At 70.5% G+C, this 13,625-nt stretch carries 17 protein-coding genes; 12 read left to right on the top strand and 5 right to left on the bottom strand.

Going from position 1 to position 13,625, the window contains the following annotated elements; translation table 11 throughout:
* Nucleotides 1–11: 11 nt before the first annotated feature.
* A complete protein-coding gene (locus VF330_RS39245) occupies nucleotides 12–695 on the top strand; it encodes an SDR family oxidoreductase (protein ID WP_330856854.1) in 684 nt (227 codons plus the stop codon).
* A gap of 12 nt (nucleotides 696–707) precedes the next feature.
* Nucleotides 708–1,334 carry an alpha/beta hydrolase family protein gene (locus VF330_RS39240; protein WP_330856819.1) on the top strand — a complete coding sequence of 209 codons (627 nt, stop codon included), beginning with the start codon at nucleotides 708–710 and terminating at the stop codon, nucleotides 1,332–1,334.
* Here VF330_RS39240 and VF330_RS39235 read toward each other — a convergent pair.
* From VF330_RS39235 to VF330_RS39225, 3 genes are read right to left on the bottom strand one after another with little or no spacing between them, the layout of a single operon-like run.
* Nucleotides 1,297–2,103 carry an alpha/beta fold hydrolase gene (locus VF330_RS39235; RefSeq protein WP_330856818.1) on the bottom strand — a complete coding sequence of 269 codons (807 nt, stop codon included), beginning with the start codon at nucleotides 2,101–2,103 and terminating at the stop codon, nucleotides 1,297–1,299. The two genes, VF330_RS39240 and VF330_RS39235, sit on opposite strands and share 38 nt — an antisense overlap.
* Before the next feature lie 10 nt (nucleotides 2,104–2,113).
* Nucleotides 2,114–2,545 carry a cupin domain-containing protein gene (locus VF330_RS39230; protein ID WP_330856817.1) on the bottom strand — a complete coding sequence of 144 codons (432 nt, stop codon included), beginning with the start codon at nucleotides 2,543–2,545 and terminating at the stop codon, nucleotides 2,114–2,116.
* Entirely contained in the window at nucleotides 2,542–4,026 is a 1,485-nt protein-coding gene (locus VF330_RS39225; RefSeq protein WP_330856816.1) for a GGDEF domain-containing protein, read from the bottom strand. Before VF330_RS39225 ends, VF330_RS39230 begins: the two co-directional genes overlap by 4 nt.
* A gap of 137 nt (nucleotides 4,027–4,163) precedes the next feature.
* Between VF330_RS39225 and ruvC the strand changes: the two genes are divergently transcribed.
* The 7 genes from ruvC (at nucleotide 4,164) to VF330_RS39190 (ending at nucleotide 10,463) form a co-directional block, all read left to right on the top strand.
* On the top strand, nucleotides 4,164–4,733 hold the full coding sequence (ruvC, locus tag VF330_RS39220) for a crossover junction endodeoxyribonuclease RuvC (RefSeq protein WP_330856815.1): 570 nt from the start codon (nucleotides 4,164–4,166) through the stop codon (nucleotides 4,731–4,733).
* Nucleotides 4,734–4,839: 106 nt separating this feature from the next.
* Complete coding sequence (ruvA, locus tag VF330_RS39215; RefSeq protein ID WP_330856814.1) at nucleotides 4,840–5,421, top strand: Holliday junction branch migration protein RuvA; 582 nt, start codon at nucleotides 4,840–4,842, stop codon at nucleotides 5,419–5,421.
* The gene (gene ruvB / locus VF330_RS39210) at nucleotides 5,418–6,431 is read left to right on the top strand and encodes a Holliday junction branch migration DNA helicase RuvB (protein WP_330856813.1); all 1,014 of its coding nucleotides are present in this window, start codon (nucleotides 5,418–5,420) and stop codon (nucleotides 6,429–6,431) included. Before ruvA ends, ruvB begins: the two co-directional genes overlap by 4 nt.
* A gap of 93 nt (nucleotides 6,432–6,524) precedes the next feature.
* Entirely contained in the window at nucleotides 6,525–6,869 is a 345-nt protein-coding gene (gene yajC, locus VF330_RS39205) for a preprotein translocase subunit YajC (protein WP_330856812.1), read from the top strand.
* 129 nt (nucleotides 6,870–6,998) lie between these two features.
* The gene (gene secD, locus VF330_RS39200; protein ID WP_330856811.1) at nucleotides 6,999–8,792 is read left to right on the top strand and encodes a protein translocase subunit SecD; all 1,794 of its coding nucleotides are present in this window, start codon (nucleotides 6,999–7,001) and stop codon (nucleotides 8,790–8,792) included.
* A gap of 1 nt (nucleotide 8,793) precedes the next feature.
* Nucleotides 8,794–9,948 (top strand): protein translocase subunit SecF, encoded by a 1,155-nt coding sequence (gene secF, locus VF330_RS39195; protein ID WP_330856810.1) that lies wholly within the window; start codon nucleotides 8,794–8,796, stop codon nucleotides 9,946–9,948.
* Nucleotides 9,945–10,463 (top strand): adenine phosphoribosyltransferase, encoded by a 519-nt coding sequence (locus tag VF330_RS39190; protein WP_330856809.1) that lies wholly within the window; start codon nucleotides 9,945–9,947, stop codon nucleotides 10,461–10,463. The genes secF and VF330_RS39190 overlap by 4 nt, the downstream gene beginning before the upstream one ends.
* A gap of 52 nt (nucleotides 10,464–10,515) precedes the next feature.
* On the opposite strand, the gene VF330_RS39185 is transcribed toward VF330_RS39190, so the two are convergent.
* Both VF330_RS39185 and VF330_RS39180 read right to left on the bottom strand, forming a co-directional pair.
* Complete coding sequence (locus VF330_RS39185; protein WP_330856808.1) at nucleotides 10,516–10,665, bottom strand: hypothetical protein; 150 nt, start codon at nucleotides 10,663–10,665, stop codon at nucleotides 10,516–10,518.
* Between the two features lie 155 nt (nucleotides 10,666–10,820).
* Entirely contained in the window at nucleotides 10,821–11,069 is a 249-nt protein-coding gene (locus VF330_RS39180) for a hypothetical protein (protein WP_330856807.1), read from the bottom strand.
* Nucleotides 11,070–11,311: 242 nt separating this feature from the next.
* Between VF330_RS39180 and VF330_RS39175 the strand changes: the two genes are divergently transcribed.
* The 3 genes from VF330_RS39175 (at nucleotide 11,312) to VF330_RS39165 (ending at nucleotide 13,610) form a co-directional block, all read left to right on the top strand.
* A complete protein-coding gene (locus tag VF330_RS39175) occupies nucleotides 11,312–12,532 on the top strand; it encodes an HNH endonuclease signature motif containing protein (protein WP_330856806.1) in 1,221 nt (406 codons plus the stop codon).
* A 66-nt stretch (nucleotides 12,533–12,598) separates the two neighbouring features.
* Nucleotides 12,599–13,450, top strand: coding sequence for a helix-turn-helix transcriptional regulator (locus VF330_RS39170; protein WP_330856805.1), 852 nt, complete (start codon nucleotides 12,599–12,601; stop codon nucleotides 13,448–13,450).
* Nucleotides 13,425–13,610, top strand: coding sequence for a DUF397 domain-containing protein (locus VF330_RS39165; RefSeq protein WP_330856804.1), 186 nt, complete (start codon nucleotides 13,425–13,427; stop codon nucleotides 13,608–13,610). Before VF330_RS39170 ends, VF330_RS39165 begins: the two co-directional genes overlap by 26 nt.
* The last annotated feature ends 15 nt before the right edge of the window (nucleotides 13,611–13,625 follow it).

Genomic DNA, 13,625 nt, shown 5'->3' with positions numbered 1-13,625 from the left:
TAGGGTTGGCGATCGTGGAACACGTCTTCGTGGTTACGGGCGCCTCCCGCGGGATCGGCGCGGCGACGGCCGCCCTGGCCGCCGACGCGGGCTACCGCGTGGTCAGAGCCTCCCGCTCGGCCGAAGAATCTGTCGGAGACCGCGGGTGGGACGCGAAATGCGACGTGTCCTCATGGGATTCCGTGCAGGACCTCATGTCCCGTGTGGAGTCGCGGTGGGGACGGGTCGACGTCGTCTTCGCGAACGCGGGCGTCTCGGTGGACACCTCGTTCGTGTCCTCGGACGGCTCCGACCCGTCCGAATGGACGAACATGGTCGTCACCAACGTCTGCGGCCCGGCGTTCACCGCCCGCGCCGCGATGCCGTTCCTGCTGCGCTCCGGCGGCCACCTCGTGCTGACGGGCTCCGCCGCGGGCAGGGGCGTGCGGCCGGGCAACCTGTACTCGGCGACGAAGTGGGCGATCACCGGCTTGGCGCAGGCGATCCGCGCCGAGGCGGTCGGGACGGGCGTGCGGGTCACCGTCGTCCAACCCGGACTCGTCGACACCGACGCGATCCCCGCCTCCCGGGCCGGCGAGCCGAAGCTGGAACCGGCGGACGTGGGCAGGGCGGTCCTCTACGCCGTGTCGCAGCCGTCCACGGTGGACGTGAACGAGATCCTGATCAGGCCGACCGGCCAGGCGGCCCACCGCTGAGGGGAGTTCTCCGTGATCGTGCTCTTCGCCGCGGGCGGTGGCGGGGACCCGGAGCGGCACCGGCCGCTGCTGGACCACCTCACCGCCGCCGGGTGCGAGGTCGTCGCGCCCCGGTTCGAACGCCTGGCGCCGGGCGAGCCGTCCACCGCCGACCTGCTCAAGCGCCCCGAGGGGCTCGTCGAGGCCCTGGAGGGCACCTCGGGGGACGTGACCGTCGTCGGCCACTCCATCGGCGGGTGGGCGGCGCTGTGCCTCGCGGGCGCCACCCCGTGGGGACGCGGCCGCAAACCGCTCGACGTGCCGCGCTCGCCGCGGGTGTCGCGGCTGGTGCTGTTCGCGCCGGCCGCCGGGTGGTTCGTCGGCCCCCGCGCGCTCGACGGCGTGGACGTGCCGGTGCTCGCCTACGCGGGCACGAAGGACACCGTCACGCCGCCGCTGCAGGTCGAGGTGCTGCGGAAGGCCCCCGGCCCGGTGGAGATCCGGGTCGTGCCGGGAGCGGGCCACTTCAGCTTCATGAACACGCTCCCGCCCCACGTCCCCGAGGACCCGGACTTCGACCGCCCGGCGTTCCTCGACCGCCTCGCCGCCGAGACGGCGGAGTTCATCCTGCGCGGAGGAAGTCCAGCAGCAGCCGGTTGACCTCGTCCGGCCGTTCCAGGTAGCCGATGTGCCCGCACCCGGCCACCTCGGCGTAGCGGGCGCCGGGGATCGCGTCCGCCACCTCGCGCGACAGCCGGGGCGGCAGGACGAGGTCGTCGGCGAACCCGACCACCAGCGTGCGCGCGGTGATCGCCCGGTAGGCCTCCAGCCGCGACTCGAACTCGCCCAGCGCCAGCTGCGCGCGGTCGCCCGCGGTGAGCGAGGAGCCGGCGAACTCGTAGAGCTGGAGCCAGTCCTGCGCCGAGCGGGGGTCGGCCAGCGTCGACTGCGAGACGTTGCGGATCACCGACGCGGCCGCGTAGAACGCGGGCGGCACCTCGACGCCCTTGTCGTACAGGTCGCACAACGCGCGCGACCACGCCTGCTGCACCGGGTCCGGACGCCCGGTGGTGGCCATCAGCACCGCCGACCGCACCAGGGACGGGTGGGCCAGCGCCAGCTCCTGGGTGACGCGCGCCCCCAGCGACGTGCCGATGACGTGGGCGGGCCCGCCGCCGAGGTGCGAGATCACCGCCGCGGTGTCGGCCGCCATGTCACCGATCGTGAAGCCACCGGCGCACTCGGACGACGGCCTGACGCCGCGGTTGTCGAAGTACGCCACGCGGTACCCGGCCCCCACCAGCGCGGGCACCTGGTAGGTGCGCCAGACGCGGCCGGGACTGCCGGTGCCCATGACGAGCACGACGAGGTCGCCGGAACCCTCGGTCTGGACGTTCAGCTCGATGCCGTTGAGCGGGACAAGCGCCATTCGCCCGATCCTAGAAGCGGCACAACGGTGTGATCACCGCGGCGTGAGAGGGATAACGCGCGCACAGGTCGTCCGCGTGCCCGAACGTCACGATGTCGTCGGTGTACGGAGGCACCACGACCGTGCCCACCAACGACCAGTCGCCGGCCGGGGTGCTGCCCTGCCACACGCCCGCGGGCACGACGACCTGCGGGTTCGACGCGCTCAGCACCGGTTCGGTGACCGAGCCGTCGGGGTGCAGCAGCAGCATCCGCAACGGCGAGCCGGCGTGGAAGTGGTAGATCTCGACGTGCTCCAGCACGTGCATGCCGGAGAAGTCGGGGAACCGCAACAGGTACGCGATCGCGGACACCTTGTCCGACCGGTGGGTCTGCACGAAGTGGCCGCCCTCCACGGGCAGCTCCCGCATGCCGAGGTCGTTGATCAGCTGTTCAGGGGTCACGTCATCTCCGGGAGCGGGGAACCGTGCACGACGACCATGCCCTTGCCGAGCCGTTTCGCCGTGTACATGGCGGTGTCCGCGGCGCCGAGCACGTCGTCGGCCGTCACCGCGGGGTCGTGCGAGAACCGTTGCGCCACACCGATGCTGGCGTGCACGCGGTGCACCCTGCCGAGCACCTCGTGCGGGTGTTCCAGCGCGGCCAGCAGCCTGGCCCCGATCTCGTCCGCGTCGCCGCCGTCGACCAGCACGCCGAACTCGTCGCCGCCGAGCCGCGCGACGGTGTCCTCCGCGCGCACGCTGTGCTCCAGCCGGGCGGCGACGTTGCGCAGGACGGCGTCGCCCTCGGCGTGGCCGTTGTTGTCGTTGACGGCCTTGAACCCGTCCACGTCGATGAACAGCAGGACCAACGGCTGTGCGCGGTCGCGGACCGCCAGCGCGCGCTCCAGCCGTTCGCGGAACAACGACCGGTTCGCCACTCCCGTCAACGGGTCGTGCGTCGCCTCGTGCCGCAACCGTTCGCGCGAGACCCGCAGTTGGTCCACCAGCCGGACGTTGTCCATCAGCGTCAGCAGCTGACGCACGATCACGAGGCACACGACCACGAGACCGACGTAGATCTCCACCGGGTTGAGGCGGCCGCCGGTGGCCGTGTTCCAGATGACGAACAGACCCGTGATCGCGAGCGGCAGGTACGGCACGAGCAGGTGCAGGAGGTCGGCCGTGCGCATGCGTCCTGGCGTGGGTTCGTGGCCGCGCACCGGCGCCAGCGCGCTCAGGAGGAAGAACGCCGGGCACAGCATGAACCCGACGTCCGCACTGGCCGGGATCGCCGTGATGCCCTGCGCGATGTAGTAGGCGAACAGCCAGCCCGACGACGACTGCGCGATGCCCGCCAGCGCGATGAACAGCATCGGCCACTGACGCACGGGCTGGTGCGTCCACGACATCACGACGATCGTCACGAGCAGCACGAGGTAGGCGGCGGGATGCGCGACGACGGTGGCGAACCCGGCGCCGTCGGTCGCCCACGCGCGGGTCAGCGACTCCAGCGCCGACACCCACGTCAGCACGAAGATCGACCCGATCACGATCAGCCCGTCGAGCACGACCACGGTGCGGCTGCGGTAGTTCGGCAGCAGGTCGTCGACGCGGCGTTGCTGCGCCTTCACGACCACCGCCGCCAGGCACAGCAACGGCACCAGGATGAACCCGATCGGGGCGATCGTCGACGACGGCAGTTGCACGCCCAGGACCTGCTGACCCCAGATCCACGCCGACAGCCCGACCGTCAGGCTCGTCATCGCCGCCGTCATCCACCCGTCGCGTTTGCGGGCGTAGGCGAGTAGCGCGGCGACGGCGAACAGGAGCTGCACGACCTTGTCGATCGCGACGCCGATCTCGCGGGGGACGGCGAGGGCGGTGAGGATCGTGACGGCCATGAAGGTGCCGACGCACCCCGCCACCACCCAGAACCTCTGCACCGCGACTCCCGATGATCGAAACCCGACCACCGTAGTAACGCCGGAGTGGACTTGTCGAACCGTGTCGGTGCCGATGGCCTATGGGTGCACCGGATATGGTTCGAACTGTTGTTCGTTCGGCGATCCGGGGAGCTGTTGTGCGGGTGTTCGGGGTCGACCCCGGTCTGACCAGGTGCGGCTTCGGCGTGGTCGACGGCGGACCGGGGCGCGTCGTGCGCGCCGTGGCGGTTGACGTCCTGCGCACGCCCGTCGACGCCCCTCTGTCCGTTCGCCTGCACGAGTTGTACGTCGGCGTGTGCGAATGGCTGGACCGCTACGAACCGAACGTCGTCGCCATCGAACGCGTCTTCGCGCAGCACAACGTCCGCACCGCCATGGGCGTCGCGCAGGCGTCCGGCGTGGTGGCACTGGCCGCCGCGCAACGCGGCCTGCCGGTGGAGTTCCACACGCCGTCCGAGGTGAAGGCCGCCGTCACCGGGTCGGGCCGCGCGGACAAGGCGCAGGTCACGCTGATGGTGACGAAGCTGCTCGGCCTGAAGGTCGCCCCGAAGCCGGCCGACGCGGCCGACGCGCTGGCGCTGGCGATCTGCCACCACTGGCGCGCGCCCATGCGCAGCCGGCTCGAGGAAGCCCAGGCCAAGGCCGCCGAACTGGCGCGCGTGCACAAGGCCAAGCTGGCCGAGGCCGCGCGGCGGAGCGGGGCATGACAGTTTCAGTGCGCACCGAAACTGTCGGTGCCGGCTGGAAGAATGAAATCAAGGGGTCCCCTTCGCGAGGGGACGCCTGCGCGAGCGCGAAGTCCGGAGGAACCAGGTGATCTCGTCACTGCGCGGCCAGGTGCAGCACGTCGGCCTCGACCACGCCGTCGTCGAGGTGGGCGGTGTCGGGTTCGCCGTCCAGGCCACCCCGGCCACCCTCGCGGGCCTGCGCCGCGGCGAGGAGGCGCACCTCTCGACCACCCTGGTCGTCCGCGAGGACAGCCTCACGCTCTTCGGGTTCGCCGACGCCGACGCCCGCGAGCTCTTCGGCCTCCTGCAGACCGTCAGCGGCATCGGCCCGCGCATCGCGCTGGCCACCCTCGCGGTGCTGGAGCCCGACAAGCTGCGCCACGCCCTCGCCGAGGGCAACATCACCGTGCTCACGCAGGTCCCGGGCATCGGCAAGAAGGGCGCGGAGAGGCTCATCATCGAGCTGCGCGACAAGGTCGGCCAGCTGCCCACGCCGACCACGCCCGCCCACAGCCAGACGCGTGACCACGTCGTCGAGGCGCTCCTCGGTCTCGGCTTCCCGGCCAAGGCCGCCGAGACCACCGTCGACAAGGTCCTCTCCGAGAACCCCGAGCAGTCCACGCCGGCCGTGCTGCGCCGTGCGCTCGCGACCCTGGGGCGCAAGTGAGCGACGACGAGCTCAGCCCGTACGTCGCGCCCGCCGAGCGCGACGTCGAGACGAGCCTGCGGCCCGCCGACCTGCACGAGTTCGTCGGCCAGCACCGGGTCCGCGAACAGCTCGAACTGGTCCTGCACGGCGCCATGCGCCGCGGCACCGCCCCGGACCACGTGCTGCTCAGCGGCCCGCCCGGACTGGGCAAGACGAGCCTCGCGATGATCATCGCCAAGGAGCTCGGCAGCGCCATCCGCATCACCAGCGGCCCCGCCCTCGAACGCGCCGGCGACCTCGCGGCCATGCTCTCCAACCTCGTCGAGGGCGACGTCCTGTTCATCGACGAGATCCACCGCATGGCCCGCCCGGCCGAGGAGATGCTCTACCTCGCCATGGAGGACTTCCGCGTCGACGTCGTGGTCGGCAAGGGCCCCGGCGCGACCAGCATCCCGCTCGACATCGCGCCGTTCACCCTGGTCGGGGCCACCACCAGGTCCGGCGCGCTCACCGGCCCGCTGCGCGACCGGTTCGGCTTCACCGGCCACATGGAGTTCTACAGCGCCGACGAGCTCGACCTCATCGTGAAGCGCAGCGCCAAGATCCTCGGCGTCGACCTCGACGACGCCGGTGCCATCGAGATCGCCGGCCGCAGCCGCGGGACGCCCCGCATCGCGAACCGCCTGCTGCGCCGGGTCCGCGACTTCGCCGAGGTCAGGGCCGACGGCAGGGTCACGGAGGACATCGCGAAGCAGGCCCTCGAGGTCTACGACGTCGACCAGCTCGGCCTCGACCGCCTCGACCGCGCGGTGCTGTCGGCGCTGGTCAAGAGCTTCGGCGGCGGCCCGGTCGGCGTGTCCACGCTCGCGGTCGCGGTCGGTGAGGAACCGACCACCGTGGAAGAGGTGTGCGAACCGTATTTGGTGCGGGCTGGCATGCTGGCCAGGACACCGCGCGGACGAGTGGCGACGCCGGCCGCGTGGTACCACCTGGGACTGGAACCGCCCGCCGGTGATCAACTGTGGTGACCTGGCACAATCGGTGAAAGCACCTGGACATATCGGACGTGCGTCGAGGCATGTCCACCTGATCGGAGAATGATGGGCAACCTTTCGTCTTTGATGTTCCCGTTGCTTCTGGTTCTGCTGGCCGTGCCGCTGTTCCTCAGCGCGCGCAAGCAGAAGCGGGCGATGGCCGAGCAGCAGAAGCTGCAGAACGACCTCGCTCCCGGCGACAAGGTCATGACGACGTCCGGCCTGTACGGCACCGTCGCCGACGCCAGCCACGACACCACGATCGACATCGAGATCTCCGAGGGCGTCGTCACGCGCTGGCTGCGTGCCGCGATCCGCGAGAAGGTCGTCGACACCGAGGAGACCGTCGTCGAGGAGAAGGCGGACGACGAGGTGGCCGACGTGACCACCGCGCAGGTCGCCGAGCCGCTGGACCACAGCGCCAAGAAGTAACGAACAACCTCGTGACACCTGGAGTTGGCAACTGTGAACACCGCCGACTCCAGGTAGTGACGCGCAGCTCACCCGGCGCGCGTTACGCTGCGCGCTCGGAAACCATCGCTACTAGGAGACGGACGGATCGTGGCACCTCCGGCCGGGCAAATTCGCCCTGCGAAGTATCTGGCGAGTTTTGTCCTCATCGTGGTCGCGCTTTACGCCCTGGTCTTTTTGACCGGGAACGGTTCGGCCAAACCCAAGCTCGGCATCGACCTCCAGGGCGGCACGCTCGTCACCCTGACCGCGCGTCAGGAAGACGGCGCCCAGCCGAGCGAGGAAGCGCTGAACCGCGCACGTGACCTCATCGAGGTGCGCGTCAACGGTCTCGGCGTCTCCGGTGCCGAGGTCGTGCGCGACGGCAACAACCTGGTGATCACCGTCCCCGGTGCCGACAGCGAAGGCGCGAAGGGCCTCGGCCAGACCGCCCGCCTCGCGTTCCGCAAGGTCATCGGCCAGCCGGTCCCCGCGGGCACGCCGGCCACCGCGCCGACGTCGTCGGGCACCGCGCCGTCCGGTACCGCGAGCACGCCGCCGTCCGCGCCGCCGAGCCAGAGCGCCGGCACCCCCTCGTCGAGCAACGCCCCGCAGGGCCGCCCCGCTCCGAACCTGGCCGCGCAGCCGTCCAGCGCGCCGCCGTCGAGCAGCGCCGCGCCCTCGTCGTCGAGCGCCCCGGCCTCCACGCCGTCCGCCCCCTCCAACGTCGATCCGAAGATCGCGAAGGAGATCCAGGAGGCGAAGGCCGTCCGCCAGAGCACGGACCCGCAGGTCCTCCAGCAGGCCGCGCTCCTGCTCGACTGCTCCAAGGCCGACCCGCTGCGCGGCAACGACGACCTCGACAAGCCGCTCGTCACCTGCGACGAGAAGGGCGAGTTCAAGTACACGCTGGCTCCGGTCAACCCTCCCAAGGAGGACACCCAGACCAAGCCGGACGACTACACGAACTACTCCCGCCTCACCGGTGAGGACATCAACAACGCCGCGGCCAACAACAACCCGAACGGCACCGGCTACGTCGTCAACCTCGACTTCAAGTCCGAGGGCGGCACGAAGTGGGCGGCGTTCACCTCGGCCAACGTCCAGCAGGCCGTCGCGGTCGTGCTCGACGGCGAGGTCATGTCCGCGCCGACCATCCAGTCGGCCATCGCGGGCGGCTCGACCGAGATCAGCGGCAAGTTCACGCTGAAGGAAGCCACCAACCTCGCGAACACGCTGAAGTACGGCGCGCTGCCGCTGTCCTTCGACTCGTCCGAGGCGCAGACGATCTCCCCGACGCTCGGCCTCCAGTCGCTCAAGGCGGGTCTCATCGCCGGCGGCATCGGCCTCGCGCTGGTCTTCGTCTACTGCATGTTCTACTACCGCCTGCTCGGCATCCTGACGATCCTGTCGCTGGTCCTCTCCGGCGTGATCATCTACGCCGTCCTGGTCCTGCTCGGCCGCCTCATCGGCTTCACGCTCGACCTCGCCGGCATCGCCGGTTTCATCGTCGCCATCGGCATCACCGCGGACTCGTTCATCGTCTTCTTCGAACGACTGAAGGACGAGGTGCGCGAGGGCCGCACGTTCCGCTCGGCCGTGCCGCGCGCCTGGGTCCGTTCGCGGCGCACGATCCTCTCGGCCGACGCGGTCAGCTTCATCGCCGCCGCCGTGCTGTACGTGATCGCGGTCGGCCAGGTGAAGGGCTTCGCGTTCACCCTGGGCATGTCGACGGTCCTCGACCTCGTCGTCGTGTTCCTCGTGACGCACCCGCTGGTCGCGCTCGCGTCCAAGTCCAAGTTCCTGTCCAACCCGAGCCTGTCCGGCCTGGGCGGTGCCGCCCGCGAGGGCGCCGCACACCGCGCCGCCACGACCGGCAAGACGACCGCCGTGAAGGAGGCCTGACATGAGCAGCGTGTTCTCGCGCCTCTACGTGGGCAACGGCGCCTTCGACATCGTCGGCAAGCGCACCCGCTGGTACATCGTCTCCGGCATCATCCTGCTGGTCTGCATCGGCTCGATGGTGTTCAAGGGCTTCAACCTCGGCATCGACTTCGAGGGCGGCACCAAGATCTCGATGCCGTCGGTCTCGGCCAGCGGCCAGACCATCACGCCGAAGGCCGTCGAGGACGCGTACGCGAAGGCGCTGCCCGGCAAGAAGCCGAACGCCGTGCAGGCCGTCGGTTCCGGCGCCAGCGCGACGATCCAGCTCAAGTCGCCCGCGCTGAACGTCGCCGAGGTCTCCGCCCTCAAGACGACCCTCTCGCAGGACACCAACCCGCAGGGCGGCCAGACGGCGATCTCCGACAGCGCCGTCTCCGCGTCCTGGGGCGGTGAGATCAGCGGCAAGGCCCTGTGGGCCCTGTTCTGGTTCTTCGTCGCGGTGACGGTGTTCCTGGCGTTCTACTTCGAGTGGCGGATGGCCGTCGGCGCGCTCGTCGCCGTGTTCCACGACGTCATCATCACCGCGGGCGTCTACTCGCTCATCGGCTTCGAGGTGACGCCGGCGACGGTCATCGGTCTGCTCACCATCCTCGGTTTCTCCCTGTACGACACGGTCGTCGTGTTCGACAAGGTCAAGGAGAACACCAGGGGCCTGCTGGGCCTGACCCGCCGCACCTACGCGGAGGCGGCGAACCTGGCGCTGAACCAGACGCTGATGCGCTCGATCAACACCTCGCTGATCGCGCTGCTGCCCGTCATCGGCCTGCTGGTCGTCGGCGTCGGCATCCTCGGCGTCGGCACGCTGCAGGACCTGGCGCTCGTCCAGCTCGTCGGCATGTTCATCGGCGCCCTGTCGTCGATCTTCATCGCCACCCCGGTGCTGGTCGACCTCAAGATGCGCGACCCGAAGTACATCGCGCAGGCCAAGCGCGTGGCCGCCCGCCGCGCCAAGGCCACCGGTCCCCAGGTCGCCGGCGGCGTCGAGTCGGTCGACGAGGAAGCGCTCGCCGCGGACCTGCGCAAGGAAGAGGCGTACGCCGCCGCCGCGTCGGTGCCCCACCGCACCGCCAAGGCCGGCGACGCGCGCCGCCGCCCGACCGGAAAGCGCCAGCGTTGAAATTGGATCGTGCACTGGGCCTGCTGCGTGAGGTCCCGGACTTCCCCCAGCCGGGGGTCGTCTTCCGGGACTTCACGCCGGTCCTCGCCGACCCGGACGCCCTGCGCGCCGTGGTCGACGCCCTCCAGGACAAGATCGACGACAGCACCCAGGTGATCGCCGCCATCGAGTCGCGCGGCTTCCTCCTGGGCGCTGCCCTGGGCTACGGCTGGCGCTACGGCGTCGTGCCGCTGCGCAAGCCGGGCAAGCTCCCGGTGGTCGCCGACTCCCAGTCGTACGACCTCGAGTACGGCACCGCGTCGCTGGAACTGCCCGCGGAGGCCATCCAGCCCGGTCAGCGCGTCGTGGTCGTGGACGACGTCCTCGCCACCGGCGGCACCGCCGAGGCAGCGTGCGCCCTCGTGGAACGCGCGGGCGGCATCGTGACGGGCGTGTCCGTGGTGCTGGAGATCGCCGCGCTGGGCGGCCGGTCGCGGCTCGCGGGCCGCGAGGTCAGCGCCCTGCTGGCCGTCTAGTTCGAGCTGTCCGGAAGGGCCCGGCGACGCTCGTCGCCGGGCCCTCCGCGTGTCAGCCGCTGGCCGGGACGACGAACCGGTACGAGACGACGACGGTGACGGCCCACAGGAAGTAGAAGATCGGCAGCCCCAGCACGACCAGGCGCCAGGCCTTCACCCCGCTGAACCTCATCAGCGCCACCGACGCGCCGAGCCAGGGCACCATCCCGATCGTCGCCGCGCGGACGGCCTCGCTGCCGCCGCCGGCGACCAGGTTCAGCAGGACGAGCGCGGCGTACCAGATGCCGCGAACGCCACGCAGTGCCAGATCGGCCGGTGTGAGTGCATGCCCCCAGCTTCCCGGACGCTCCGTCGAGCTCAGGCGCCGGGAGGCGGTGCCACGAAGGCGGCGCCGACGCTGATGAACACCAGCGTCACGAGCGAGGCCGGTGCGGTCACGACCGCGATCTCCCAGAGCCTCGGGGACCGGGCGCGGCGCAGTAGCAGCCAGCTCAGGGTGGTCGCGACGACCCAGCCGACCGCGGAGCCGACGATCGACCGCTGGTCGGCGTGTCCGGGGTCGTCCAGGGCGAGGTACGCCATCGTGCCCAGCCACACGAATGTCATCGCGGCGCACCAGAGCATCGTTCTCACGCTCTCGATTCTCTCAAATGGCGGTGGCGGCACGTCCACGCCGTGTGTTCCGTGTGCGTCCATTGCGTTTTTCTGCCGTGTGCGCATTTTTGTGATTGTGCTGTCTCTAGAGAGATGTTCACTAACGGAGTCCGTGGCTTTTGGCCAGTCCGTTCACCCGAACGTGTAGGCGCTGACGTGCTTTTTCGCTGTGATCCTGCGGTAGTGTCGAACGCGTGATCGAACAGGAATTCCGACTTCTCGCCACCGACGACCTGCTGAACGCGGTCGTCGGAGACGTGGTGGAAATTCGCGTTCTGGAAAACGCGATGATGCAGAAGATCGCGGAACTGGAACGCCGGGGCGCCGCGTCGGAGCTGGGCTACCGGACCGTGGCGCAGGTGCTGCGCCACGCCGTGCGGTGGGACCTGAAGACCGCGCGGCAGTGGGTCGCGCGGGCCGAGGTGCTGGCCCGCGAGGTCACCCCGACCGGCGCCGTGCTGGAGCCGGAGCTCCCGGCCACTGCCGCCGCGGTGGCGGAGGGCTCGCTCTCGGGCGAGCACGTCTCGGCGGTCGCCGAGGTGATGCGGGACCTGCCGCCCGAGGCGGAGGGGCCGGTCGTCGAGTTCGCGCGGGGGCACGAGCCGAGCGCGGTCCGCTCGTTCGGCAAGGAGCTCGCCTACCGGCTGCACCAGGCCGACCCGGAGCCGCGCGAGTCGGGGGAGCCGGTGCCCGGCAACCGCCTGCGCACGGCGTGGAAGGGCGACCAGCTGGAGGTGTGGGCCCGGCTGGACAAGGTCAGCGGCGCGAAGTTCGAGGCGCTCATCGACCCGCTGGCCAAGCCCCGCCCGGCCACGCCGGAGGAGGGACCCGACCCGCGCACGCGGGCCGAGCGCGAGGGCGACGCCTTCGCCGACCTCGTCGACCTCGTGCTGCGCAGCGACCGGCTGCCCGAGCACGGCGGTGAGCCGGTCACCCTCACGCTCACGATGCGCTACCGCGACCTGGCCGAGCAGACCGGGTTCGCGGCGCTCGACAACCGGGAGCGCGTCCCCGCCGGTCTGGTGCGCCGTCTCGCCTGCAACGCGGGCGTCGTCCCGGTGGTGCTGGGCGGCCGCTCCGAGTCGGTGGACATCGGCCGCAAGACCCGCACCTTCCCCGCCGCGATCCGCCGCCTGCTGGTGGCCCGTGACCGGGGGTGCAGCTTCCCCGGCTGCGACCGGCCGCCGAAACACTGCGACGCCCACCACATCAGGTTCTGGTCGCAGGGCGGCGCGACGTCGGTGCACAACGCCGCCCTGCTCTGCCGGCACCACCACACCCTGGTCCACCGGAGCGAGTGGGAGGTGAAGCTCCGCGATGGCACCCCGGCCTTCGTCCCGCCGTCCTGGCTGGACCCCACCCGCACCCCGAGAACCAACACCGCGCACCACGACCCCCACCGGTTCGCCGCCTAGCAGCGGCCCCCGGTTCACCCCGTCGAGCTGCTTCTTGGAGGAGGGCCAATGCCTACGGTCAGGCGAATGACTGCGATCACCTCGACCGCCTACAGCCGCGACCTGGGCGACGAACTGCGCCGCCTGCGCGAGAAGCACAGCGGGCTGACCGGCGCCGCCTTCGCCGAACAGCTCGGCTGGGACCCGAGCAAGGTCTCCAACATCGAGAAGGGCAAAGCGCGTGCGAGCGAGATCGACCTCGTGCAGTACTTCATGATGTGCGGCCGCGACACCGACCAGTTCGAGACGTTCCGTGCGCGCTACCGCCACGCCTTCGACACCTACGTCGCACTGGTGCCGGACAACCTGCGCACCCTGGCGATGGCCGAGGCCCAGGCCGAGCGCATCACGTGTTACGACGTGCTGTCGGTGCCCGGCCTCATCCAGACGCCCGAGTACGCGCGGGCCCTGCTCTCCGGTGGCCGCGGCACGCCGGAGCAGATCGAGAGGGGCTACCGATCGCGCATGGAGCGGCAGGCGATCATGAAACGGCCGTACCGGCCGGAGTGCGTCTTCTACGTGCACGAACTGGCGCTTCGGCTGCAGGTGGGCGACGAGCGGGTCATGGAGGAGCAGTACCTGCGCATGCTGTTCCACACGCACGTCCTCCGCGTGGTGCCGATGTCGGCAGGGCCTGCCGCGATCAGGATGTCCGCCCGGATGCTGTTCCGCTTCGAGAAGCTGGTGCCGGTGGCGTACAGCGAGACCGACCTGGCGCGGGTTTTCGCGCACGACGGTGCCGCCATCGCGGACAGCCGCGAGTTCTTCAAGTGGTTGGATTCCATCGCTTTGGATGAGGGACAATCCCGGGACGTGCTGACGAGCTGCATCAGCGGACTCCGGAAGGACCTCCATGAGCCACAGGCGGAGCTGGCGTAAGAGTTCCCGCAGCGGTCCCGAGCACGACAGCGCTTGCGTCGAGGTGTCGCTCTCCACCGCCTGCGCGGACGCGCTCGTGCGGGACTCGAAGGCGACTCGGGGTGAGGTCCTGGTGTTCTCGGGGCACGCCTGGCGGGCGTTCGTGGAGAGCGTCGCCTGATCGGCGGAACGGAAG

The organism is Lentzea sp. (assembly GCF_036380075.1).
Taxonomy (GTDB): domain Bacteria; phylum Actinomycetota; class Actinomycetes; order Mycobacteriales; family Pseudonocardiaceae; genus Lentzea.
This window is presented reverse-complemented; position numbering and strand designations above follow the sequence as displayed.

Coding starts and splice junctions, on each gene's coding strand:
- VF330_RS39235 (WP_330856818.1), bottom strand. CDS start 2,103: ATGGCGCTTGTCCCGCTCAACGGCATCGAGCTGAACGTCCAGACCGAG.
- yajC (WP_330856812.1), top strand. CDS start 6,525: ATGTTCCCGTTGCTTCTGGTTCTGCTGGCCGTGCCGCTGTTCCTCAGC.
- secF (WP_330856810.1), top strand. CDS start 8,794: ATGAGCAGCGTGTTCTCGCGCCTCTACGTGGGCAACGGCGCCTTCGAC.
- VF330_RS39180 (WP_330856807.1), bottom strand. CDS start 11,069: ATGACATTCGTGTGGCTGGGCACGATGGCGTACCTCGCCCTGGACGAC.
- VF330_RS39170 (WP_330856805.1), top strand. CDS start 12,599: ATGACTGCGATCACCTCGACCGCCTACAGCCGCGACCTGGGCGACGAA.
- VF330_RS39165 (WP_330856804.1), top strand. CDS start 13,425: ATGAGCCACAGGCGGAGCTGGCGTAAGAGTTCCCGCAGCGGTCCCGAG.